Origin of the sequence: Amycolatopsis sp. lyj-109, assembly GCF_046548995.1 — a bacterium.
GTDB lineage: Bacteria > Actinomycetota > Actinomycetes > Mycobacteriales > Pseudonocardiaceae > Amycolatopsis.
The window spans coordinates 149780-171720 of sequence record NZ_JAJPWR010000020.1 but is presented as its reverse complement, the minus strand read 5'-3'; the positions used below and the strand labels follow the sequence as shown (position 1 = coordinate 171720).

Here is a 21941-nt window from a genome sequence, read left to right as displayed (position 1 = left end):
CCGACGACCGGAGACCTCACCGTGGACGTGCTGGACCAGCCAGCACGACCCAGCACGCCCACCACCCACAACAAGATCAACAACCCAGCCTCAAGATCACCAAAAATCAAATCGGTGGATCCGGGTCAGACGTCCTGAATGAGTCATTCAAGACGTTCGAAACCCCCTGCCGCACCCGCCACCGGCCTCCGCGGCTTTCGGGTAAAGATGGACACGTGGACGTGGACCTGGTCGTGCCGATGAAACACCCCCGCGACGGCAAGTCGCGGCTGCGTGGTGCCGTCGAGGCGGACCGCCACCCCGGGCTGGTACTGGCGCTCGCCGCCGACACGCTCGCCGCCGTCGTCTCCAGTGGGCGGATCAGGCGCGTGCTGCTCGTCGCCGCCGATCCGGAAGCCGTCGCCGAGCTGGGCGAGCTCGGTGTGGAGATCGTCGCCGAACCTGCCGAACAGACCCTCAATGCCGCCTTCCGCCACGGCGAAGCCCTGCTCAAAGCCGACGATCCGGGCGCCGTCGTCGGCGCGCTGCAGGCCGACCTCCCCGCCCTCCGCGCCGGCGATCTCACGGCCGCCCTCGCCGAGGCCGCCGGAAACCGGGCCTTCGTCGCCGATCGGCAGGGCACCGGCACCACCCTGCTGCTGGCCGCCGCCGGCGAGCCCCTCGATCCCCGCTTCGGGGCCGGCTCGGCGCGGCGGCACGCCGCGTCCGGGGCCGTCTCCCTGTCCCAGGCGCTGCCGACCCTCCGCAGCGACGTCGACACCCCCGATGATCTCGCCCACGTCCGCGCCCTCGGTGTCGGAAAACACACCGCCGCCCACCTCGGCGATCCATGCCCGGTATCGCGCTGAGCTGTTCATCCGACCTTCACCGTGGTCTGCGCAAATCCGCGTGACGTAGTGAAGAATGGGGGCCGTGAGCACAGACGACGGCGGCACGCCCGCACCGCGGAGGCGACGGAACCCGGCCAGCGGATCTTCGGAGACGGCGAAGAAGGCCACCCCCGCCAAACCGGTGACCGCCAAGAAGGTCCCGTCGAAGTCCACCGCGCGCGACACCGCCGCCCGTGCCACCGCGGGCAAGGCCAGAACCCGCAAGACCACCTCGCCCGCGGCCGCCCCGCGTCGCCGCAGCTCCACGCAGGGCAACCCGCGTGGCGCCGAGGAGTTCCGGGCCGTCCCGTCGGCGCCGCCCGCCGTCACCGCCGCGCCGACCGCCGTCGAGACGCTGCCCGACGACCGGTACTTCAACCGCGAGCTCTCGTGGCAGGACTTCAACGCCCGCGTGCTCGCGCTGGCCGAGGACGAGTCGCAGCCGCTGCTGGAGCGGGCGAAGTTCCTCGCCATCTTCGCGTCCAATCTGGACGAGTTCTACATGGTCCGCGTCGCCGGCCTGAAGCGCCGCGACGAGACCGGCCTCCTGGTGCGCAGCGCGGACGGGCTCACCCCGCGCGAGCAGCTCGGCTACATCGCCAAGCGCAACCAGGACCTGGTCGAGCGGCAGACCGGCGCGTTCGAGAAGCACCTGCGCCCGCAGCTGGCCGAGCAGGACATCCACATCGTCGGCTGGGCCGACCTGGCCGGCGCCGACCAGCTCCGGCTGTCCAGCTACTTCTCCGAGCAGATCTTCCCGGTCCTGACGCCGCTGGCCGTCGACCCGGCGCACCCGTTCCCCTACATTTCCGGCCTTTCGCTCAACCTCGCGGTGACGGTCCGCGACCCGGAAGGCGGCACCGAGCGCTTCGCCAGGGTGAAGGTGCCGAGCAACGTGCCGCGCCTGATGCGCGTCGAGTCCGAGCGAACCAGCCGCACGGCGACGTTCCTCCCCCTCGAAGAGCTCATCGCCGCCCACCTGGGTGAGCTGTTCACCGGCATGGACGTCACCGAGCACCACGTCTTCCGCGTCACCCGCAACGCCGACTTCGAGGTCGACGAGGACCGCGACGAGGACCTCCTCCAGGCCCTCGAGCGCGAGCTGGCGCAGCGCCGCTTCGGCCCGCCGGTGCGCCTCGAGGTCGCGCAGGACATGAGCGAGCACATGCTCGAGCTGCTGCTGCGCGAGCTGGACGTCGACCCGGCGGACGTCGTCGAGGTGCCCGGCCTGCTCGACCTGACCTGCCTGCACCAGCTGTCCGCCGTGGACCGCAAGGAGCTGAAGGACCGGCCGTTCGTCCCGGCGACGCACCCGGCGTTCGGCGAGCGCGAGACGCCGAAGAGCGTGTTCGCGACGCTGCGCGAGGGCGACGTGCTGGTGCACCACCCGTACGACTCGTTCTCGACGAGCGTGCAGCGGTTCATCGAGCAGGCGGCGGCCGACTCGAAGGTCCTCGCGATCAAGCAGACCCTGTACCGGACGTCCGGTGACTCCCCGATCGTCGACGCGCTGATCGACGCCGCGGAGGCGGGCAAGCAGGTCGTCGCGCTGGTCGAGATCAAGGCGCGCTTCGACGAGCAGGCGAACATCACCTGGGCGCGGACGCTGGAGCGCGCGGGCGTGCACGTCGTGTACGGCCTGGTCGGGCTGAAGACGCACTGCAAGGTGTCGATGATCGTGCGCCAGGAGGGCTCGACGATCCGGCGCTACTGCCACATCGGCACCGGCAACTACAACCCGAAGACCGCGCGGCTCTACGAGGACATCGGCCTGTTCACCGCCGACCCGAGCATCGGCGCGGACGTCACGGACCTGTTCAACGTGCTGACCGGCTACTCGCGGCAGGACACCTACCGGACGATCCTGACCTCGCCGCACGGCATCCGCCGCGGCATCGTGCGCGCGATCGGCGAGGAGATCGAGCTGGCGCGGGCCGGGCAGCAGGCCGGGATCCGGATCAAGTGCAACTCGCTGGTCGACGAGCAGGTGATCGACGCGCTGTACCACGCGTCCCAGGCCGGGGTGCCGGTCGAGATCGTGGTCCGCGGGATCTGCACGCTGAAGCCGGGCGTCGAGGGGTTGTCGGAAAACATCCACGTCCGGTCGATCCTCGGCCGGTTCCTCGAGCACTCGCGGGTCTTCCACTTCCGGGCGGGCGGGACGCACTGGCTCGGCAGCGCGGACATGATGCACCGCAACCTGGACCGGCGGATCGAGGCGCTGGTGCGCGTCAAGGATCCGAAGCTGACCGCGCAGCTCGACAACATCTTCGACTCCGCGCTGGACCCGGCGACGCGCTGCTGGGTGCTGACCGAGAGCGGCGAGTGGTCGCCGTCCCCCTCCGACGGCTCGCGGGTGCGTGACCACCAGCTGGAGCTGGCGAAGCTGCACGGGGCCGCCGGATGACCCAGGAGGTACGGGCGGCCGGCGCGGTGCTGTGGCGCGGCGCCGGGAGCGCGACGGAAGTCGCGCTGGTGCACCGCCCGCGGTACGACGACTGGTCGTTCCCGAAGGGGAAACTCGACCCGGGCGAGACGATCGCCCAGGCCGCGGTGCGGGAAGTCCGGGAGGAAACGGGATTCACGGCGGTACTGGGCCGCTACCTGGCCCGGACGGCGTACCCGGTGCCGGCGCGCACCGGCTCCGGGACGGTGCCGAAGACGGTCGACTACTTCGCGGCGGAAGCGGTCTCCGGCGAGTTCGAGGCGAACGACGAGGTCGACGAGCTGCGCTGGCTCGACCCGACGGCGGCGGAAAAACTGCTTTCGCGGCCGGAAGACATCCGGGTGCTGCGGGCGTTCTGCGAGCTCCCGGTGGGGCTGACGACGCTGTTGCTGGTGCGGCACGCCAAGGCGGGCAAGCGCGACGAGTGGTCCGGCGACGACGACCTCCGGCCGCTGTCCGAGGCGGGCCTGCGCCAGGCGGCGGCGCTGCGCCGGGCGCTGTCGTTGTTCGGCCCGGACCGGGTGTTGTCGGCGCCGCGGCTGCGGTGCGTGCAGACGGTCCATGGGGTGGCGGAGGACGTCGCGGCGGAGGTCCGCCACGAGCCGTTGTTCTCGGAAGAGGGCTACTGGCCGGACCCGGTCCTGGGCGTGGCGCGGCTCCTGGCGGTGGCCGGGGACGGCGGCACGCCGGTGGTCTGCAGCCAGGGCGGCGTGATCCCGGACCTGGTGAGCGCGCTGGCGGACCGCGACGGCGTGGAGCTTTCGGCGGCACGCGGCGGGGTGGTGCCGAGCAAGAAGGGCTCGTTCTGGGTGTTGTCGTTCCGCCCGCCGACGGCCTCGGAAGGCCCGGTGCTGCTGGCGGCGGACTACCACCCGAGTGCGCTCCCGGTGCCTTCCCCCAGTCATTCCTGAGCCGGCTGTCCACATCCGTCCGGAGTGCGGTGTCCACATCCGGAGGGGGCTGTGGACAGCTCGGCCCGACGGTGGCTGATCCGCCGGTTTTGTCGGCAGGCGCCGATAGACTGGACCCGGGGGGCGCCCCGGGGAGGGCGAGCACTGTGCCCGCGAACGCTGTGTCGGCCGGCTCTGTGCCGCGGCAGCCCGGCTCATGTCGCGAATGACTCATTCGGGACGGCCGAGGTCCCGAATGAGTCATTCGCGACACCGGCGTCCGGAGTGCGGTGAGAGCCGCTGTCACCACAAGACAGCGCCGTGACAGTCGATCTTGGTGTACTTGTCCAGGGTCCCGTTGGGCTGCGCCGGGCTAGGGGTACGGCGCATCCCCGGGCGAGGGGGTTTCTGCCGGCACTGTGGCCAGCAGGGCCTGGACCTCCGCGACGCGGGGGTCGCCGAGGCGCTGGCTGACGGTCAGCGCCTCGGCCCAGTGGCCGCCGGCCTCGCGCGCGCGGCCGGTGCGGTGCTTCAGCCGGCCGAGGGTGATCTGGACGTCGATCGTGCCGTAGTCGGCGTTCAGCTGCTTCAGCTCGGCGAGAGCGTCGAGGCCGGCCTGCTCCGCTTCGTCGTGTCTGCCAGCTCCTTCGAGGGCCTCGGCGACGTTCCCCAGCGCGAGCGCCGCGTGGTAGCGGTCGCCGAGTTCCGCGAAGGCTTCGTGGGCCGCCTGGGCGGCTTCGGCGGCGTGGTCGTAGTCGCGGAGGCCGATGCGGCTGGCGCTGACGTTGAGCAGCGCGTGCGGCACGAACGTGCGCTGGCCGTGGTCGCGCGCGAGGTGGACGGCTTTGAGGGCGTAGCGTTCGGCTTCCGCGTATTCGGCACGGACGTAGTAGGCGCCGGCGAGGTTGGACAGGATCGCCACCGTCAGCGCGGTGCCGTCGCCGCCCTCGGACACCGCGCGCGCTTCCTCCAGCGCTTCGATCGCCTTGTCGGGCTGGAGGGTGCGCAGGTAGGCCGAGCCGAGGTTGTTGGCGCTGTACTGCAGGCCCGTCCCGTCGCCGGCGTCGCGGGTGGCGGCGACGGCCGCGCGCGCGGTGGTGATCCAGTCGTCGCGGTCGTGGCGTTCGGCGAAGAACCCGCGCAGGAGCCACGCGAGTTTCCAGGCGTGCGCGGTCCAGCCGTGCCCGGCGGCGATGCCGACGAGCGCCGTGAGGGCCTGCCGTTCGGTGGTGTACCAGGCGATCGTCTGCTCGTGCTGTGCGAAGCGGACGGCGGGCAGCGGCGGCGGGTCGAGCGTGATGTCCTCGGTCAGCAGGTCGGGACGGACCAGTTTGTTCGCTTCGGCGACGCCGGCGAGGTACCAGTCGACGAGCCGGCGCAGCGCCGCCGCGCGTTCGGCCTCCGTCGTTTCGGCTTCGACGAGTTCGCCCGCGTAGACACGCAGCAGGTCGTGGAACTGGTAGCGGTCGGTGCCGGGCTGGTTGAGCAGGTGGGCGGCGGCGAGCTGGTCCGCGAGTTCCCGCGCCTCGCGCAGCGGGGCGCCGGCGAGCGCGGCGGCCGAGGACAGGCTGAACCCGTGGCCGGGGTGCAGGCCGAGCAGCCGGAAGAACCGCGCCGCGGCCGGGCGCAGGGCCTTGTACGACCAGGAGAACGCGGCCCGCAGGTCGGTGCCGGCGTCCTCGGGGTCGCGGAGGGTGTCGAGCCGCAGCCGCTGGTCGCGGAGTTCTTCGACGATGCCGGCCAGCGAAACGCCGGAAAACCGGGAAGCGCGTTCCCCGGCCAGCGCCAGCGCCAGCGGCAGCCGGCCGCAGAGTTGGACGAGCTCGGCGACGGCGTCCGGTTCGGCGGCGAGGCGCTGCGACCCGACGCTGCCGGCGAGCAGTGCGGTCGCGTCGCGGTCGTCGAAGGAACGCAGGGCGATGCGGCGGGCGCCGTCGCGGGCGACGAGGCCGCGCAGCTGGTTGCGGCTGGTCACCACGACCAGGTTGCCGGGCCCGGGCAGCAGCGGGCGGACCTGGTCGGCGTCGCGGGCGTTGTCGAGCAGCATGAGGGTGCGGCTGCCCGCCAGCCTGCTGCGCAGCAGCGCCGACCGTTCCTCCACAGTGGAGGGCAGGCTCTCGGCCGGGACGCCGAGGGCGCGCAGGAAGCCGGCCAGCGCGGCGCCGGGCGTGACCGGGGTGTCCGCGGAGTGGCCGCGCAGGTCGAGGAACAGCTGGCCACCGGGGAAGCGCTCGCGGACGCGGTGGGACCAGTGCACGGCCAGCGACGTCTTCCCGACGCCGGCGGTGCCTTCGATGACGACGATGCCGGACGCCCCACCGGGCGGCAGCCGGTCGAGTTCGGCGAGTTCGGGGCCGCGGCCGGTGAAGCCGGCGACGTCGAAGGGCAGCTGCCGGGGGACGGTGTGGACGGCCGGATCGGCGTCGGCGGCGAGCAGTTCGGCGTGCAGGCGGCGGAGGTCTTCGCCCGGTTCGACGCCCAGTTCGTCGGCCAGCAACGCCCGCAACCCGGCGTAGCGCGCGAGTGCTTCGGCGCGGCGCCCGGACCGGGCGAGGGCGCGCACCAGCCGTTCCCACAACGACTCCCGCAGCGGGTGCTGGGCGACGAGATCGGTGAGTTCGGCGACGAGCCGAGCATCGGGGACGAGCCCGGCGTCGAGGTCGATGCGCTGTTCCACGGCGAAGAGGTACCGCTCGGTCAGCAGCGGCCCCCATTCGGCGGCCAGCGCGGGAGACCCGACGCCTTCGAGCGGGACACCACCCCAGCCGTCGACCGCGGCGGTGAGCAGCTCCCGGCGACGGGCGGGTTCCGTCGCGGCGGCGGCCTGGTCGAGGGTCTGGAGGAAGCGCAGGACGTCCACCCGGGACGGGTCGACGACCAGCCGGTACCCGTCCGGTTCGGTGGCGACGATGTCTTCGCCGCAGAGCCGGCGCAGGCGCATCACGTAGGTTTGCAGGCTGCCCCGGATGTGCGCGGGCGGCGCCTCGCCCCAGACACCGCGGGCAAGGGCATCGATCGACACGAGCCGGCCGGCGGCGAGCGCGAGCGTGGCGAGCAGCGCGCGCTGGCGGGAACTGGTCAGCACGACCGGGGAACCGCCGACGAGCACCTGGAACGGGCCGAGCAGCCGGATGTCGATGGTGGTCGCCCCCAGGTTCGCCTTGCGCACGGCCGGCCCCGCCGGACGCGGGCCCCGAGGAAGGCAGCGTGGCATCACTCGGCCGGGCGCTCAAGCGACTTGGCGAAATTGGGCGGAACCGGTCCCGGGGGCGTGGTTGGGCCGAGCGGGTGATGTGAGGTGTCCGTTCGGGACGCTGGTGGCGGCGGTGGGTGACTTTCGGTCTTGCTTGGCTTGGCGTGCGCGGCGGGTCCGTTGGCGTGCGCGGGGGTTCGGTCGGTGTGCGCGGAGGTTCGGTCGGTGTGCGCGGGGGTTCGGTCGGTGTGCGCGGGGTTCGGCTGTCGGACCTGGGGGCGGGTTGGCGTTCCCGGGGTCGGTTGGCGTGCCGGGATCGGCTGGTGTGCCCAGGGTCGGTTGGCGTGTCGGGAGGGGCGGATCACTTGCTCCGGCGATCTTTCGCGGGCAGGCCTGGACATGCGGCAGGGCCCCGAGCGCGTCGCGCTCGGGGCCCTGCCGGAAAGCTGCTCGTCTAGCAGGGGGTCGCCCCCTGGGGGTCCCCCGGATTTCACGTTACCGCAGGGGTACGACAGTTTCGGGCGGTCAGTCCGTCTTCGCCGCGGCCGAGGTCCGCCTGGCCGGGGTCTTCGCCGCCGCGGTGGTCTTGGCCGTGGCGGGCTTGGCCGCCGCGGTCTTGCGGGCCGCGGTCGGCTTGGCGGCAGCAGTGCTCTTCGCGACCGGGGCCTTCGCAGCCGAGGTCGCCTTCGCAGCCGAGGTCGCCTTCGCAGCGGTGGTCTTCGCAGCTGTCGTTGTTGCGGCGGCGGCCTTTGCGGCCGGCGCCTTCGCAGCGGCAGTCCTGGCAGCCGTCGGCTTCGCAGCGGCGGTCCTCGCAGCCGTCGGCTTCGCGGCGGTGGTCCTGGCAGCCGGCGCCTTCGCAGCGGCAGTCCGGGCAGCAGCCGGCTTGGCCGCCGTCGCCCTGGTGGCCGTCGTCCTCGCAGCCGTGGCCGGCTTCGCCGTCGTCGTCTTCGCCCGCGTAGCCGCCGGCTTCGGCGCGGCCTTGGTCGCCGTCGTCCTCGTGGGCGCCGTTGTCGCGCGAGTCCGCGTCGTCGTCGCACGGGTGGTGGCCGGCTTCGGCGCCGTGCGAGACGTGGTTGCCGCCGCTCGGGTGGCCGTCGCTGCGCGCTTCACCGGTGCCGCCTTCGGCAGCTTCTTCGCTCCGGAAATGACGTCCTTGAACGTGGTTCCGGCGCGGAAGGCGGGCACGTTCGTCTTCTTGACCCGCACCGCTTCGCCCGTGCGCGGGTTGCGGGCCGTCCGTGCCGCGCGGGCGCGCTTTTCGAACACCCCGAAGCCGGTGATGTTGACCTTTTCGCCCTTGTTGACCGTCCGGATGATGATGTCGACCAGACCGTCGACCGCCTCGGAAGCGGCCTTCTTGTCGCCCAGGCGCTCGGTCAGCGCCTCGATCAGCTGGGCCTTGTTGGCCATGCCAGTCCTCCAGGAAGGATCCACGGCCGCGTCGGCCGGCTAGCGACACGGTATTACCAACGCAGCACAAATTCCAAACGGCATGCGGAACTTTCCCTTGCCCCGGGCAGGGTTCCGCCTCGCGCCGAACCCCGGTAACGGGGCTCGCGGAGGGCCGTTCGGCAAAGTTCGAGCAGGGGCGGAATCACTTGCCGGACAAGCGATTCCGCCCCACGAGCGGGCTAGCCGGCGGCCACCGGCGTCGTCGTCGGCTTCCAGGACGGGCGGCTCGACTCGAAGCTGTCGATCTCACCGGCATGGCGCAACGTGAGAGCGATGTCGTCGAGACCTTCCAGCAGCCGCCAGCGGACGTAGTCGTCGATCTGGAAGGGCGCGGTGAAGTCCTTGGCCCGCACGGTCTTGGTCTCGAGGTCGACCGTGACCTCGGTGCCGGGCTCGTTCTCCAGCAGCTTCCAGAGCAGCTCGACGTCGTGCTGCTCGCACTGGGCGGCCACCAGGCCGCCCTTGCCGGAGTTGCCGCGGAAGATGTCGGCGAACCGGGCGGAGATGACGGCCTTGAAGCCGTAGTCCATCAGCGCCCAGACGGCGTGCTCGCGGGAGGAACCGGTTCCGAAGTCCGGCCCCGCGACGAGCACGCTCCCGTTCTTGAACGGCTCCTGGTTGAGGATGAAGTCCTCGTCGCCGCGCCAGGCGGCGAACAGGCCGTCCTCGAAGCCCGTCCGGGTCACCCGCTTGAGGTAGACCGCCGGGATGATCTGGTCGGTGTCCACGTTGGACCGGCGCAGCGGGACGCCGACGCCGGTGTGCTGGGTGAACGGTTCCATGGCTGTAGCTCCTCGGGTGGGTCAGCGGGCGGCGGTCAGCAGGTCTTCCGGCGACGACAGCGTGCCCCGGACGGCCGTGGCCGCCGCCACGAGCGGCGAGACCAGGTGCGTCCGGCCGCCCTTGCCCTGCCGGCCCTCGAAGTTGCGGTTCGACGTCGACGCGCTGCGCTCGCCCGGCTTCAGCTGGTCCGGGTTCATGCCCAGGCACATCGAGCAGCCGGCCTGGCGCCACTCGGCACCCGCCTCGGTGAAGACCTGGTCGAGCCCCTCGGCCTCGGCGGCCTTGCGGACGCGCATCGAGCCGGGAACCACCAGCATCCGGACCGACTCCGCCACTTTCCGGCCGCGCAGCACCTCGGCCGCGGCCCGCAGGTCCTCGATCCGGCCGTTGGTGCAGGAGCCGAGGAAGACGGTGTCGACGGCGATCTCGCGCAGCGGCGTGCCGGGCTTCAAATCCATGTAGGACAGGGCCTTTTCAGCGGCGATGCGGTCGTTCTCGTCCGGGATCGCCTCCGGGTCGGGCACCTCGGCGCCCAGCGGGAGGCCCTGGCCGGGGTTGGTGCCCCAGGTCACGAACGGCGTCAGCTCGCTCGCGTCGAGGTGCACCTCGGCGTCGAACTCGGCGCCGTCGTCGGTGCGCAGCTGCCGCCAGTTCTCGACCGCCGCGTCCCAGTCCGCGCCCTGCGGAGCGTGCGGGCGGCCCTTCAGGTACTCGAACGTCGTGTCGTCCGGCGCGATCATCCCGGCGCGGGCGCCGGCCTCGATCGACATGTTGCAGACGGTCATCCGGGCCTCCATGGACAACGCCTCGATGGCCTTGCCGCGGTATTCCAGGATGTAGCCCTGGCCGCCGCCGGTGCCGATCTTGGCGATCACCGCGAGGATGACGTCCTTCGCGGTGACGCCGGGACGCAGCTCACCGTCGACCGTGATCGCCATCGTCTTGAAGGGACGCAGCGGCAGCGTCTGGGTGGCCATGACGTGCTCGACCTCGGACGTGCCGATGCCGAAGGCGATGGCGCCGAACGCGCCGTGCGTCGAGGTGTGGCTGTCGCCGCAGACCACCGTCATGCCGGGCTGGGTCAGGCCGAGCTGCGGCCCGATGACGTGCACGATGCCCTGCTCGGCGTCACCCATCGGGTGCAGCCGGACACCGAACTCCTTGCAGTTGCGGCGAAGGGTGTCGACCTGGGTGCGCGAGACCGGATCGGCGATGGGGAGCTCGATGTCGACGGTCGGGACGTTGTGGTCCTCGGTCGCGATGGTCAGGTCGGGGCGGCGCAGCGGCCGCCCGGCCAGGCGGAGGCCGTCGAAGGCCTGCGGGCTGGTGACTTCGTGCAGCAGGTGGAGGTCGATGTAGAGGAGGTCCGGTTCGGCGCCTTCGCCTCGGCGCACGAGGTGGCTTTCCCACACCTTCTCCGCCAGCGTGCGGGCCTTGCCGGTCGGGCTGGTCATCTCCGGCTCCTTCCACGGTTCGTCGACGAACTCGGGCGCGCACCTGCGAAATCGGGTGCGAGCCGCGAAGGAGGGCGCAGCTCGAGTTCAGGGTTTTCCCAGATACTGGACTTCCCAAAGTGCGGGACGCTAGTATCGGGTCGTGGGACAGCATAGCGGTATCGGAGTACTGGACAAAGCAGTGGCCGTCCTCCAGGCGGTCGCGGACGACCCCTGCGGCCTCGCGGAACTGTGCACGCGGACCGGCCTCCCCCGGGCCACCGCGCACCGGCTCGCGGTCGGCCTGGAGGTGCACCGGCTGCTGCGCCGCGGTCCGGACGGGCGCTGGCGCCCCGGTACGGCGCTGGCCGAGCTCGCGGGCGGTTCGACGGACCCGCTGCTCGACGCGGCGGGCGTGGTGCTGCCGAAACTGCGCGACGTCACCGGCGAAAGCGTCCAGCTGTACCGGCGCGACGGCGTCCAGCGCGTGTGCGTCTCGACCGCCGAGCCGCCGAGTGGCCTGCGCGACACGGTTCCGGTGGGTTCGCGCCTGCCGATGACGGCGGGCTCGGGCGCGAAGGTGCTCGCGGCCTGGGCGGACCCGCACACGCAGCGCACGATCCTGGCGGACGCGGTCTTCGGCGAGCGGACGCTGCTGGAGGTCCGGCGGCGGGGCTGGGCGCAGAGCGTGGCGGAGCGCGAGCCGGGAGTGGCGAGCATTTCGGCGCCGGTGCGGGATTCGGCGGGAACGGTCGTGGCGGCGGTTTCGGTGTCGGGGCCGATCGAGCGGATCGGCCGGAAGCCGGGTGCGCGGTGGGCGGCGGATCTGCTGGCCGCGGCGGATGCCTTGCAGGAAAGGCTCTGACCCGATGCTGGATCAGGTGGCCGACGGTGTCTGGGTGCGGCAGAGCGAATGGGTCTGGAGCAACACCACCGTCGTGAAAACCGACGACGGGCTCATCCTCGTCGACCCCGGCATCCACGGTCACGAACTCGACCGGCTCGCCGACGACCTCGACCGCCTCGGCGCCCCCGTCGTCGCCGGGTTCTCCACCCACCCGCACTGGGACCACCTGCTCTGGCACCCGCGCTTCGGCGACGTCCCCCGCTACGCCACCGCCGCCAACGCCCGCATCGCCGGGGAAGCCCGGGAACGCGCCCAGGCCATGGCGAAGGAAACCGCGCCGGACGTCCCCCTTGAACCGATCGCGCTCCTCACGCCGCTGCCCGAAGACCACGGCCCGATCCCCGGCGAAGTCATCGAGCACGACGCCCACGCCGTGGGCCACGCCGCACTCCTGCTCGCCGATCGGGGCGTCCTGATCGCCGGCGACCTGCTCTCCGACGTCCTGATCCCGCTCCTCGACCCCCGCCGTGACGAGCAGCCCGCCGCCTACCGGGCCGTTCTCGACCGGCTGGAAAAGGCCGCCGAGCACGCCGAGGTCCTGATCCCCGGCCACGGCGCGGTCGCGCGAAACCAGGAGATCGCGGCCCGGTTCGCCGTCGACCGGGCCTACCTCGACGCGCTCCAGCGGGGCGAGGACCCGGACGACCAGCGCTGGGGCAAGCGCACCTGAGCCGTTCGGGTGACCCTGCGAGAAGTCGCGTATTCGGTGACGGCGGCCACGTCTCCTCATAGTCAGCACCACCACGAGGGGGATGACCACCATGCACACCGAACTGAATCGCCGGGCGATGGCGATGCTGCGGGCCGTCGGGGCCGGCCGGGCCGAACTCACCTGCAGCTGCGAACCCGACCTGCGGGTCGACGGCCTGCCCTGCTGCGACCAGGCGACCGCGCACCAGCTGGCGCGGGCCGGGCTGATCCGGCCCGTGCGGGTCGTCGCCGTCGGGCAGTGGACGCGGGCCGAGCTCACCGCCGAGGGCCGGCGGGCATTGGGCGGTACTCTCGCCGCCGCGTGACGCAACCTTCCCGCCCGCTCGCGCGTGTACGAGGCAACCGTGAGGGGGGACCATGAAGATTGCCGCCGCTCTGCTGGGCGCCTGCCTGCTGCTGACCGCGTGCGGGAACACGCCGGCCGCGGCTCCGCCGCCCCAGAACCCGAGCCCGGTCGAGACCAGCACGTCCGCACCGACGGCCGATCCGGCCGCCGTGCGCTGGATGGACGGCTTCTGCTCCGCCGTGAACGGCTACCGGGAGCGCACCAACCGGGAAACCGGCTCCGCCCCGCCGACACCCAAGTCGATCGCCGAGGCGCAGAAGGCGATCAGCGCGGCGCTGGGCGGTATCGCGGCCCGCACCGGCGAGGCGGTCGACAAGCTCACCGGGCTGCCGCCCGCGCCGGTGCCGCTCGGCGACACCGTGCGCCAGGCCTTCGTCGCGAAGTTCACGAAGGCCCGCGACCGCGCCGCCGAGGCGAAGACCACGCTCGACCGCGCGAAGCCGGGCAACCAAGCGTCCCAGGACCCGGCCATAAAGGCCGTCGAACAGGCGCAGAAGGACCTCGACGGCACCTACGACCCGGTCGGCGCCGTGACGACGTCCCCGGAGCTGATACTCGCCGCCGCCACCGCGCCCGGCTGCAAGGCCTGAGACCTCAGCGTCGCACGAGCGGGGCCTGCAGCGGCAGGGACCGCGACGAGCCGCCGACGGACACGGTGAAGGCGCCGCGCACGGGCTGCCACGCGTGGCTCACCGTGTCCCAGACGGAGAAGGCGCGCGCGTCCAGCCGGATCGTCACGCGCCGGGACTGGCCCGGCGCCAGCGAGACGCGCTCGAAGCCCTTCAGCTGCCGCGGCGGCTCGCCCGCGGCCGTGGGGAAGCCCAGGTACAGCTGGGCGACCTCGGCGCCCGCCCGCTGCCCGGTGTTCCGCACCGTGAACGTCGCCGTGGCGCCGTCGCCGATGGTGCGCACCGACAACCCGGAGTAGGCGAACGACGTGTACGACAGGCCGTGGCCGAACGGGAACAGCGGGGCGCGGCCCTGCGCGTCGAACCACCGGTAGCCGACCTGCAGACCCTCGGAGTACGTCGCGACGCCGCCGACGCCGGGGAACTGCGCCGGGGTGTTCGCCGGCGTGTCGGCGTCCGCCGCCGGGAAGGTGATCGGCAGCTTCGCCGACGGGTTGACGTCGCCGAAGAGCACGCCCGCCACCGCCGCGCCGTCCTGCTGCCCCGGGTACCAGGCCTGGAGGATCGCGGGCACGCGCGCGGCCCACGGCATGAGCACCGGGCCGCCGCTCTTCACCACGACGACCGTGTGCGGGTTGGCTTCGGCGACGGCGGTCACCAGGGCGTCCTGGTTGCCGTCGAGGGCCAGGCTCGGCCGGTCCTTGCCTTCGGTCTCGTTGTCCCCGACCATCACCACGCTGACGTCGGCGGTCCGGGCCAGCGCCGCCGCGCGCGCCACGTCACTGCCGTCGTCGAGGGTCACCACGGCGCCCGGGACGCGCTGCCGCAGGCCCGGCAGCGGGTCCACTGTGGACGTCGGGATGACGGCCGAGCTGCCGCCACCGCCGGTCTTGGCCTTGGTCGCGAACGGCCCGACGAGGGCGATCGACCGCACTCCCGCGTCGAGCGGGAGCTGCGCGTGCTCGTTGCGCAGCAGCACCATGCCGCGTTCGGCGAACTCCTTCGCGGCGGCGTCGTGCTGTGCCGTCGGCAGCGGCGAAAGCACCGGCGGGTGGTCGAACTGCCCGAAGGCGAACATCGTGCGGAACCGCGGCAGCAGCAGTTCGTCGACCCGCTGCTCGGTGACCTGCCCGGCCAGTACGGCCTGCTTCAGTTTGTCGCCGTACCAGGTGCCGTCGATCATTTCGAGGTTCATGCCCGCGTTCGCCGACCCCACGGTGCTGTGCGCGGCACCCCAGTCCGACTGGACGAACCCCTTGAAGCCCCAGTCGTCGCGCAGCTTGCCCTGCAACAGCGCCGGATTCTCGCACACGAAGACGCCGTTGATCTTGGGGAAGGCGCACATCACCGAGCCCGCACGGCCCTCAGTGACCGCCTGTTCGAAGTGCGGCAGGTAGATCTCGTTGAGCGTGCGCTCGTCGATGTGCTCGTCGACGCTGTGGCGGTCGGTCTCCTGGTTGTTCGCCGCGTAGTGCTTGACCTCGGCGATGGTGCCGTTCTCCTGGATACCGCGGATGTCGGCGGCCGCCAGCGCGCCGGCGAGGACCGGGTCCTCCCCCATGCCTTCGAACGTCCGGCCGTTGCGCGGGACGCGGGCGATGTTGATGTCGGGCGCCTCGGACACGTGGTGCGCGAGCGCCCGGGTTTCGCTGCCGATCAGCCGGCCGTACCGGCGCGCCAGGCCGGTGTCGAACGTCGACGCCAGCGCCATGGTGGCCGGCAGCGCGGTCGCCGGTTTCTGCGGCTTGTCGTCGGCCGGGCCCATGCCCGCCGGGCCGTTGGCGATCCGGAACCCGGGCACGCCCAGCCGCGGGATCGGCGGCACGAACCGCTGGTGCTCGGCGTCGGGCTGCAGGTGCAGCTGGGAGATCTTCTCGTCCAGGGTCATCGCCGCGATCAGCTCGGCGGCCCGGCGGTCGGGTGACTGCCGGGCGTCGCGCCAGGATTGCGCGGCCGCGGCCGCCGGCGTCGTCAATGACAACGCCAGGACCAGGGTGAGAACGAACGGGCCGGTGCGCATCGAGTCTCCCTCGCCGCTGACGGGACCAACGGCGGCCAAGCTAACCCATATGTGACACGGAAACATAGACTCGACATGCGTTCATGTACTTGAACGAGAAGTGGACTCAACCATTTCCCCGGCTCAAGCGTGGGAGGAGCACCAACGAGAGGGGACGAGCCATGGTCAAGAAAACCCTGATCGGCCTAATGGCGGCGAGCGCCGTGACGCTCGCGCTGTCGGCCCCGGCGAGTGCGGCCGACGAAGGCGGGTGGAGCCTGACTTCGAAGGTCGAGCCGGGCGGCCGGATCGACGCGGACGTCTACACGGGGCTGGGCCACTCGGCGTGCACACCGACCGGACCGGTCACGTCGGCGGGCTTCACCGCTCCGATCAAGATGGTCGGCATGGGCAACTGGGGGCACATGGGCGGCAGCACGACGGCGATCGGCCGACCCGGCAAGTACACCGCCTCCTACCCGTGCTCGGAGGGCCGGTCGCCGACCCTCACGTTCACGATCCTGGGCACCCCGCCCCCGGACACGACGACGAAGCCCAAGCCGAAGCCACCGACGACCAAGCCGAAGCCGCCGACGTCGTCGAAGGCGCCGAAACCGGCGAAACCGCAGGTCGCGGTCAAGCCGGCCGGGGCGCCGCAGACCGGGGACGGCTCGCTGAGCTGACCCTCCACACAGGACACCCCGGGGCGGCGCATTCCCCAGGTCGCCGCCCCGGGGCCCACACCGCCGTCGTGAGTGGTAATTCGGGTTAGAACCCGAATTACCACTCACGACCACCAGCCACGGCAAACGGTGACCTTGTTCCCCCCTCCCCCCGAACTACCTCAAGCCGCCTCGGCCAGGCGGACCAGCCTGTTCCTCGGGTACGAAACCAGCTCCCGCTCCCCGTCCGTAGTGAAGATCTCGACGGAATCCTCCAGCACCTCCGCCGAATTCACCTGCAGCTGCCACGCGGGCAGTCCCGGCGCCGGCTCGTGCCAGAACCACTGGCCCTTGGTGAGCTGGTGCGCCGGGACTGTCGCGTCGTCCGTTTTCATGTGCTGAGGCTATCCGTCACCACCGACAGTTTTCGCAGCACCTCGAACCTGTGATCACGACCACTAGTACTACAGGGACAGTTCTTCGGTCGGCGTGGCAGTGGTGGCTGGTCTGCCGGGACAGGAACGGCCAACTCACCGCTCGCAGCAGCCAACTCACGCACCGAAACGGCCAACTCACCGGGCACGCGGGTGAGTTGGCCGCTGCGGTTGGTGAGTTGGCCGCTGCGGTTGCTGAGTTGGCCGCTGCGGACTCCCCGAGTGACCGTTGGCCCTAACGCGCCTTACCGCTCACGACCAGCTGCGGCAGACCGGCCCGCCGGGTTTTGCCAGGTCGCGCGCACAAGTGTCCCTGTAGTACTAGGGACCGGCGCAGGTGACCGTCGGGGCCGTCAGGTTGCCGCCGTGCTGGACCGTGAAGCCGATCACGTTTCCGCTTCCGTTGGGCCTGGCCGTCAGGACGTAGCCCGTGCTGTCCCAAGTTCCCGTGTAGTTCCAGCTGCCGATCACCTTCTGCGGCGCGTGGAACGTGATCGTCAGCACCCAGTTGTTCGTGCCCGACACCGTCACCTGGCCATTGAATCCCACGTTCCACTCCGCCGTCTTGAGGTAGGCCGCCGAGCACCCACCCGGGGCAGGAGTGGTGGTGGTAGTGGTGGGCGTGGGGGTGGTCGTGCCGCCGTCCGGGGGTGCTCCGCCGTTCAACGCTTCGAGCACCGCCGTGTAGGCCACCTTCTTCTGGCCGTTGCCGTCGAACAGCAACGGTGTTCCCGACGCCCGCCACGAGTCCGTGTCGCGGATGCCCCACACCGTGATCCCGGTGCAGCGCGCGACCGCGAGGCACGCCGACGTCACCGTGCGGAAGTTGGTCGCCTGCGCCGTTCCCGACCCCTCGATGTCCAGTTCGGTGAGCTGGACGTCCACCCCGAGGTTCGCGAAGTTCTGCAACGTCGTCTGGTAGTTCGACGGTACCGGGCTGTTGGGGTTGAAGTGCGCCTGGAAGCCGACGCAGTCGATCGGTACGCCGCGGGTCTTGAAGTCCTGGACCATGCGGTACACGGCCTGGGTCTTCGCTTGGCTCCAGTCGTCGGTGTTGTAGTCGTTGTAACAGAGCTTCGCGTCCGGGTCGGCCGCCCGGGCCGCGCGGAACGCCGCCTCGATCCAGTCGTCGCCCGTGCGCTGCAGGTTCGAATTGCGCCGGGCGCCGGAACCGCCGTCCTCGAACGCCTCGTTCACCACGTCCCAGGCGTAGATCTTGCCGCGGTAGTGGGTCGCGACCTGGGTGACGTGGTTGAGTATCGCCTGCCGCAGCGCCGAACCCTCCATGCCCTGCATCCAGCCCGGCTGCTGCTGGTGCCAGGCCAGCGTGTGCCCGCGCATCCGGGCGCCCTGACTCGTCGCCTGGTTCACGATCCGGTCCGCGTTGGCGTACGAGAACTGGTTCTGCGACGGCTCGGTCGCGTCGATCTTCATCTCGTTCTCCGGCGTGATCATGGAGAACTCGCGACCGAGAATGCCGGTGTAGACGCTGTCCGACAGCTTGCTCGCCGAGACCGCCGTGCCGAAGTACCGCCCGGTCCGGGCCGCCGCGCTGCCCAACGTGGTCCCGGCGGGTGGCGTCGAGGACGTCGTGGTGGTCGGTGTGGTCGGGGTGGTCGTGGCCGGCCCACCGCTGGTGAGACCCAGGAACGCGATCGCGTACTGGATCATCCCGTTCTGCGGCAGCGAATGCCCGGCGCCCTGGACGCTGATGCCCTCGACCGGTGCCTGCGTGCCGGTGGCGCCGTACCGGGTGCGCGTCCAGCCGGACTGCGGCGCATCACTCGACGACGGCGTCTGCGAGAGCCCCTGCAGGTTGGTCCACTGCTTGATCTCCTCCCCGAAGTTGGGATAGCGCAGGGTGTCGTCGGCCGTGCCGTGCCACAGCTGCATCCGCGGGAACGGGCCGGTGCGGCCGCCGCTCATCTGGCGGGCCTGGTCGCCCCACTGCTGCGCGGTCTTGATGAGCTGGCCGCCCGAGCACTGGCTGTTCCAGCCGGACCCGTCGGTGGTCGCGAAGCAGCCGGCCGGCACGCCCATGAACGCCGAACCGGCGGCGAACACGTCCGGGTACTCCGCCGCGAGCACGTTGGTCATCATCGCGCCCGAGGAGAACCCGGTGACGTACACGCGGGCGGAGTCGACGTTGTAGCGCTGCTTGGCCCAGTTGACCATCGAGAGGATGCCGACGGGGTCGCTGCCGCCGCCGCGGGTGAGGGCCTGCGGCGAGGAAACGTCGAAGCACTGCCCGCTGCGGGTGGCTTCCGGGAACACGACGACGTACCCGTACTGGTCGGCCGCGGTGACGTAGTCGCGGGCGTAGCCGTTGAAGATCGCCGACGCCGAGCCGGTGCAGTAGTGGACGGCCACCAGCAGCGCCGGGCGGGCGGCGACGTGGTCCGGGACGTAGGTGTACATGTTCAGGTTGCTGGGATTGCTGCCGAAGTCGGTGACCCGGGTCAGCGTGGCCGCGGATGCCGGCTGCGCCGCCACGACCAGCACGATCGACGCGGCGATCGCCAGCACGGCGGCGGAAAGGGCGGTGAGGAGTCTTCGCACTCGAGGAAATCCTTTCCGGGGGCGGGAACGCAGCTGCGACGATGGTTCGTCGCCGGGCCCGGCCGGTCAACGATTATCGAAATGTTTCGGGAACTTTCGAGGAAGTCACCGATCGGCCGCCCCGCCGGAGTTCTGGCAGGATTCCGGGATGACCGAGCTGCTGCTGGGCCCGCTGCTGCGGCACGTCGACGCCACTTCGGCGACGATCTGGGTCGAGACCGGCGGCCCGTGCGAAGTGCGTGTCGGCGACGCGCACGCCCGGACGTTCGAGGTCGCCGGCCACCACTACGCGCTGGTCGTGCTCACCGGGCTCGAGCCCGGGCGGAGCACACCGTACGAAGTGCGGCTGGACGGCGACGTCGTCTGGCCCGAACCGGACGGTGACCTGCCGCCCAGCCGGATCCGGACGCTCGAACCCGGCGACCCGCGGTTCCGGCTGGTGTTCGGCTCCTGCCGCAAGCCGCGGGAGCAGGACGCGCTGGGCCCGGACGCGCTCGCCGCCTACGCCCACCGGATGGCCGCCCTCGACGAGGCGGAATGGCCGGAATCGCTGCTGCTGCTGGGCGATCAGGTCTACGCCGACGAGACCACCGACGCGACGCAGGAGTGGCTCGCCACCCGGCGGGACACCAAGGCGTCGCCCGGCAACGAGATCGCCGACTTCGAGGAGTACTGCCACCTGTACGTCGAGGCCTGGTGCGACCCGGCGGTCCGCTGGCTGCTCTCCACCGTGCCGACGTCGATGATCTTCGACGACCACGACGTCCGCGACGACTGGAACACCTCGCAGGCCTGGCGCGAAAAGATGGCCCGGACGTCGTGGTGGCCGGAGCGGATCCGCGGCGCCCTGGTGTCGTACTGGGTCTACCAGCACCTCGGCAACCTCGGGCCCCGTGGGCTGGCCGAAGACGATCTCTACCAGCGAGTGCGCAAGTCCGGCGTGGACAACGCCGAGCTGCTGCGCGAGTTCGCCGACCGGGCCGACCGGGAGGCCGACGGCGCCAAGGGCACCCGGTGGTCCTACCGGCGTGACTTCGGCCCGGTCCGGCTGCTGGTGATCGACTCGCGGGCCGGGCGGATCCTCGAGGGCGGGCAGCGCTCGATGATCGGCGACGAGGAGTTCCGCTGGATCGAGGAGCAGGCGTCCGGCGAGTTCGACCACCTGCTGATCGGCACGTCGCTGCCGTGGCTGCTGCCCACCGCGCTGTCGGCCGCGCAGTCGGTCAACGAGCAGCTCTGCGCCCGGCCCGGCCTCGTGGGACGAGCCAGTGAATGGTTCCGGCAGCTGGTGGACCTGGAGCACTGGCCGGCCTTCCGCACGTCGTTCGAACGGCTGGCGAAGCTCATCGCCCGCGTCGCGGACGACGGGCCGGCGTCGGTCAGCGTGCTTTCGGGCGACGTCCACCACGCCTACGTGGCCCAGGCGGAGTTCCCCGGCGGCACCGCGGCACCGGTCCACCAGCTGACCTGCTCGCCGGTGCACAACACCGTGCCGTGGTACATGAACCGGCTGTTCCGGGCCGGCTGGGCGCGGTCGCTGACCAGGGCGAGCGAGGGGCTGGCGCGCCGCACCGGGGTCCCGCCCGCGCCGCTGTCGTGGCACTGCGTGTCCGGGCCGCACTTCGGGAACGCGGTGATGGAACTGGACGTCGACGGGCGCACGGCCACCGCGAGGCTGCCGCGAGCCGACCCGGGCGACGACGAGGAGCCGATCCGGCTGGCCTGAGGGTGGGTGTGGCGCGGCCACCCTTGGGCGGCGATTCCGGGTTAGCCTCGGATCATGGCTCAGGAAAACTCACTCGGGGAGTTCCTCCGGGCCCGCCGTGCACAGGTGGGCCCGGAAGAACTCGGCCTGCCTCCGGGCGGGTCGCGCCGGGTGGCGGGCCTGCGCCGCGAGGAGGTGGCGCTGCTGGCCGGCGTCAGCACCGACTACTACGTCCGGCTCGAGCAGGGCCGGGAGCGGAACCCGTCGGCGCAGGTCGTCGACGCGCTCGCCCGCGGGCTGGCGCTGGACGACGACGCCGTCGCCCACCTGCACCGGCTCGCCCAGCCGGCACCGAAACGCCGGCGGCGCGCCCGGCCGCCGGAACGGGTCAGCCCGAACCTGCTGCGCCTGATGGACGGCTGGCCGGACACGCCCGCGCTGGTGCTCGGCCGCTGCCTCGACGTGCTTGCGCACAACGCGCTGGGCCAGGCGCTGTTCGACGGGCACACCCACAGCGGTGACCTGGTCCGCCTGGTGTTCCTCGACCCGGACGCCCGCGAGTTCTACCCGGACTGGGAGCGCGTGGCCGTCAACACGGTCGGCGGCCTGCGGGCGGCCGCCGGGATCGACCCGGACGACCCGCAGCTCATCGACACCGTCGGCGAGCTGTCGGTCAAGAGCGCGGACTTCCGCCGGCTGTGGGCGCGCCACGACATCCGGCAGAAAACCCACGAAACCAAGCGGTTCCGCCACCGGCTGGTCGGCGAGCTGGAACTGAGCTACGAGGCGCTGACCGTCAACAGTGCCCCCGGTCAGCAGCTGATCGTCTACCAAGCCGAGCCGGGCAGCCCGTCGGAAGCCGCGCTGGCCCTGCTGGGCAGCCTCGCCGCTTCCTGAATCACCTTTCCTATCCATCCACAATG

At 71.6% G+C, this 21941-nt stretch carries 17 protein-coding genes; 10 read left to right on the top strand and 7 right to left on the bottom strand.

From position 1 onward, the window contains the following. The first annotated feature begins 215 nt into the window (after positions 1 to 215). The 3 genes from cofC to ACLJQF_RS36195 are packed head-to-tail and all read left to right on the top strand — an operon-like array spanning position 216 to position 4226. Positions 216 to 848 carry a 2-phospho-L-lactate guanylyltransferase gene (cofC, locus tag ACLJQF_RS36205; protein WP_410614774.1) on the top strand — a complete coding sequence of 211 codons (633 nt, stop codon included), beginning with the start codon at positions 216 to 218 and terminating at the stop codon, positions 846 to 848. A gap of 55 nt (positions 849 to 903) precedes the next feature. Continuing rightward, positions 904 to 3276, top strand: a complete 2373-nt coding sequence (locus ACLJQF_RS36200; RefSeq protein ID WP_410614773.1) for an RNA degradosome polyphosphate kinase — start codon at positions 904 to 906, stop codon at positions 3274 to 3276. After that, positions 3273 to 4226 (top strand): NUDIX hydrolase, encoded by a 954-nt coding sequence (locus ACLJQF_RS36195; protein ID WP_410614772.1) that lies wholly within the window; start codon positions 3273 to 3275, stop codon positions 4224 to 4226. Before ACLJQF_RS36200 ends, ACLJQF_RS36195 begins: the two co-directional genes overlap by 4 nt. Positions 4227 to 4578: 352 nt before the next feature. On the opposite strand, the gene ACLJQF_RS36190 is transcribed toward ACLJQF_RS36195, so the two are convergent. The 4 genes from ACLJQF_RS36190 to leuC form a co-directional block, all read right to left on the bottom strand. Further along, positions 4579 to 7374 (bottom strand): BTAD domain-containing putative transcriptional regulator, encoded by a 2796-nt coding sequence (locus ACLJQF_RS36190; RefSeq protein ID WP_410614771.1) that lies wholly within the window; start codon positions 7372 to 7374, stop codon positions 4579 to 4581. Positions 7375 to 7923: 549 nt separating this feature from the next. Then, positions 7924 to 8808, bottom strand: a complete 885-nt coding sequence (locus ACLJQF_RS36185; RefSeq protein ID WP_410614770.1) for an HU family DNA-binding protein — start codon at positions 8806 to 8808, stop codon at positions 7924 to 7926. Positions 8809 to 9029: 221 nt separating this feature from the next. Next, the gene (gene leuD / locus ACLJQF_RS36180; protein ID WP_410614769.1) at positions 9030 to 9632 is read right to left on the bottom strand and encodes a 3-isopropylmalate dehydratase small subunit; all 603 of its coding nucleotides are present in this window, start codon (positions 9630 to 9632) and stop codon (positions 9030 to 9032) included. 21 nt (positions 9633 to 9653) lie between these two features. Continuing rightward, complete coding sequence (gene leuC / locus ACLJQF_RS36175) at positions 9654 to 11087, bottom strand: 3-isopropylmalate dehydratase large subunit (RefSeq protein WP_410614768.1); 1434 nt, start codon at positions 11085 to 11087, stop codon at positions 9654 to 9656. A 142-nt stretch (positions 11088 to 11229) separates the two neighbouring features. Here leuC and ACLJQF_RS36170 point away from each other — a divergent pair, with 142 nt between their 5' ends. The 4 genes from ACLJQF_RS36170 (at position 11230) to ACLJQF_RS36155 (ending at position 13620) form a co-directional block, all read left to right on the top strand. Further along, positions 11230 to 11931, top strand: a complete 702-nt coding sequence (locus ACLJQF_RS36170) for an IclR family transcriptional regulator (protein WP_004560682.1) — start codon at positions 11230 to 11232, stop codon at positions 11929 to 11931. 4 nt (positions 11932 to 11935) lie between these two features. Continuing rightward, a complete protein-coding gene (locus ACLJQF_RS36165) occupies positions 11936 to 12643 on the top strand; it encodes an MBL fold metallo-hydrolase (protein WP_410614767.1) in 708 nt (235 codons plus the stop codon). 91 nt (positions 12644 to 12734) lie between these two features. Then, positions 12735 to 12989: a hypothetical protein gene (locus ACLJQF_RS36160; RefSeq protein ID WP_410614766.1), complete on the top strand. Its 255-nt coding sequence runs from the start codon at positions 12735 to 12737 to the stop codon at positions 12987 to 12989. A 52-nt stretch (positions 12990 to 13041) separates the two neighbouring features. Continuing rightward, positions 13042 to 13620 carry a hypothetical protein gene (locus tag ACLJQF_RS36155; RefSeq protein WP_410614765.1) on the top strand — a complete coding sequence of 193 codons (579 nt, stop codon included), beginning with the start codon at positions 13042 to 13044 and terminating at the stop codon, positions 13618 to 13620. A gap of 4 nt (positions 13621 to 13624) precedes the next feature. Here ACLJQF_RS36155 and ACLJQF_RS36150 read toward each other — a convergent pair whose 3' ends face one another. Beyond that, positions 13625 to 15679, bottom strand: coding sequence for a glycoside hydrolase family 3 C-terminal domain-containing protein (locus ACLJQF_RS36150; protein WP_410614764.1), 2055 nt, complete (start codon positions 15677 to 15679; stop codon positions 13625 to 13627). Between the two features lie 161 nt (positions 15680 to 15840). Between ACLJQF_RS36150 and ACLJQF_RS36145 the strand changes: the two genes are divergently transcribed. Then, on the top strand, positions 15841 to 16341 hold the full coding sequence (locus ACLJQF_RS36145; RefSeq protein WP_410614763.1) for a hypothetical protein: 501 nt from the start codon (positions 15841 to 15843) through the stop codon (positions 16339 to 16341). Between the two features lie 161 nt (positions 16342 to 16502). Here ACLJQF_RS36145 and ACLJQF_RS36140 read toward each other — a convergent pair whose 3' ends face one another. Continuing rightward, a complete protein-coding gene (locus tag ACLJQF_RS36140) occupies positions 16503 to 16715 on the bottom strand; it encodes a hypothetical protein (protein WP_410614762.1) in 213 nt (70 codons plus the stop codon). Positions 16716 to 17075: 360 nt separating this feature from the next. Further along, positions 17076 to 19313 carry a PHB depolymerase family esterase gene (locus ACLJQF_RS36135; RefSeq protein WP_410614761.1) on the bottom strand — a complete coding sequence of 746 codons (2238 nt, stop codon included), beginning with the start codon at positions 19311 to 19313 and terminating at the stop codon, positions 17076 to 17078. Between the two features lie 148 nt (positions 19314 to 19461). On the opposite strand from ACLJQF_RS36135, the gene ACLJQF_RS36130 reads away from it, so the two are divergent. Together ACLJQF_RS36130 and ACLJQF_RS36125 are read left to right on the top strand one after the other, a co-directional pair. Next, positions 19462 to 21039 carry an alkaline phosphatase D family protein gene (locus ACLJQF_RS36130; protein ID WP_410614760.1) on the top strand — a complete coding sequence of 526 codons (1578 nt, stop codon included), beginning with the start codon at positions 19462 to 19464 and terminating at the stop codon, positions 21037 to 21039. A gap of 54 nt (positions 21040 to 21093) precedes the next feature. Next, on the top strand, positions 21094 to 21915 hold the full coding sequence (locus ACLJQF_RS36125) for a helix-turn-helix transcriptional regulator (RefSeq protein WP_410614759.1): 822 nt from the start codon (positions 21094 to 21096) through the stop codon (positions 21913 to 21915). Positions 21916 to 21941 lie beyond the last annotated feature (26 nt).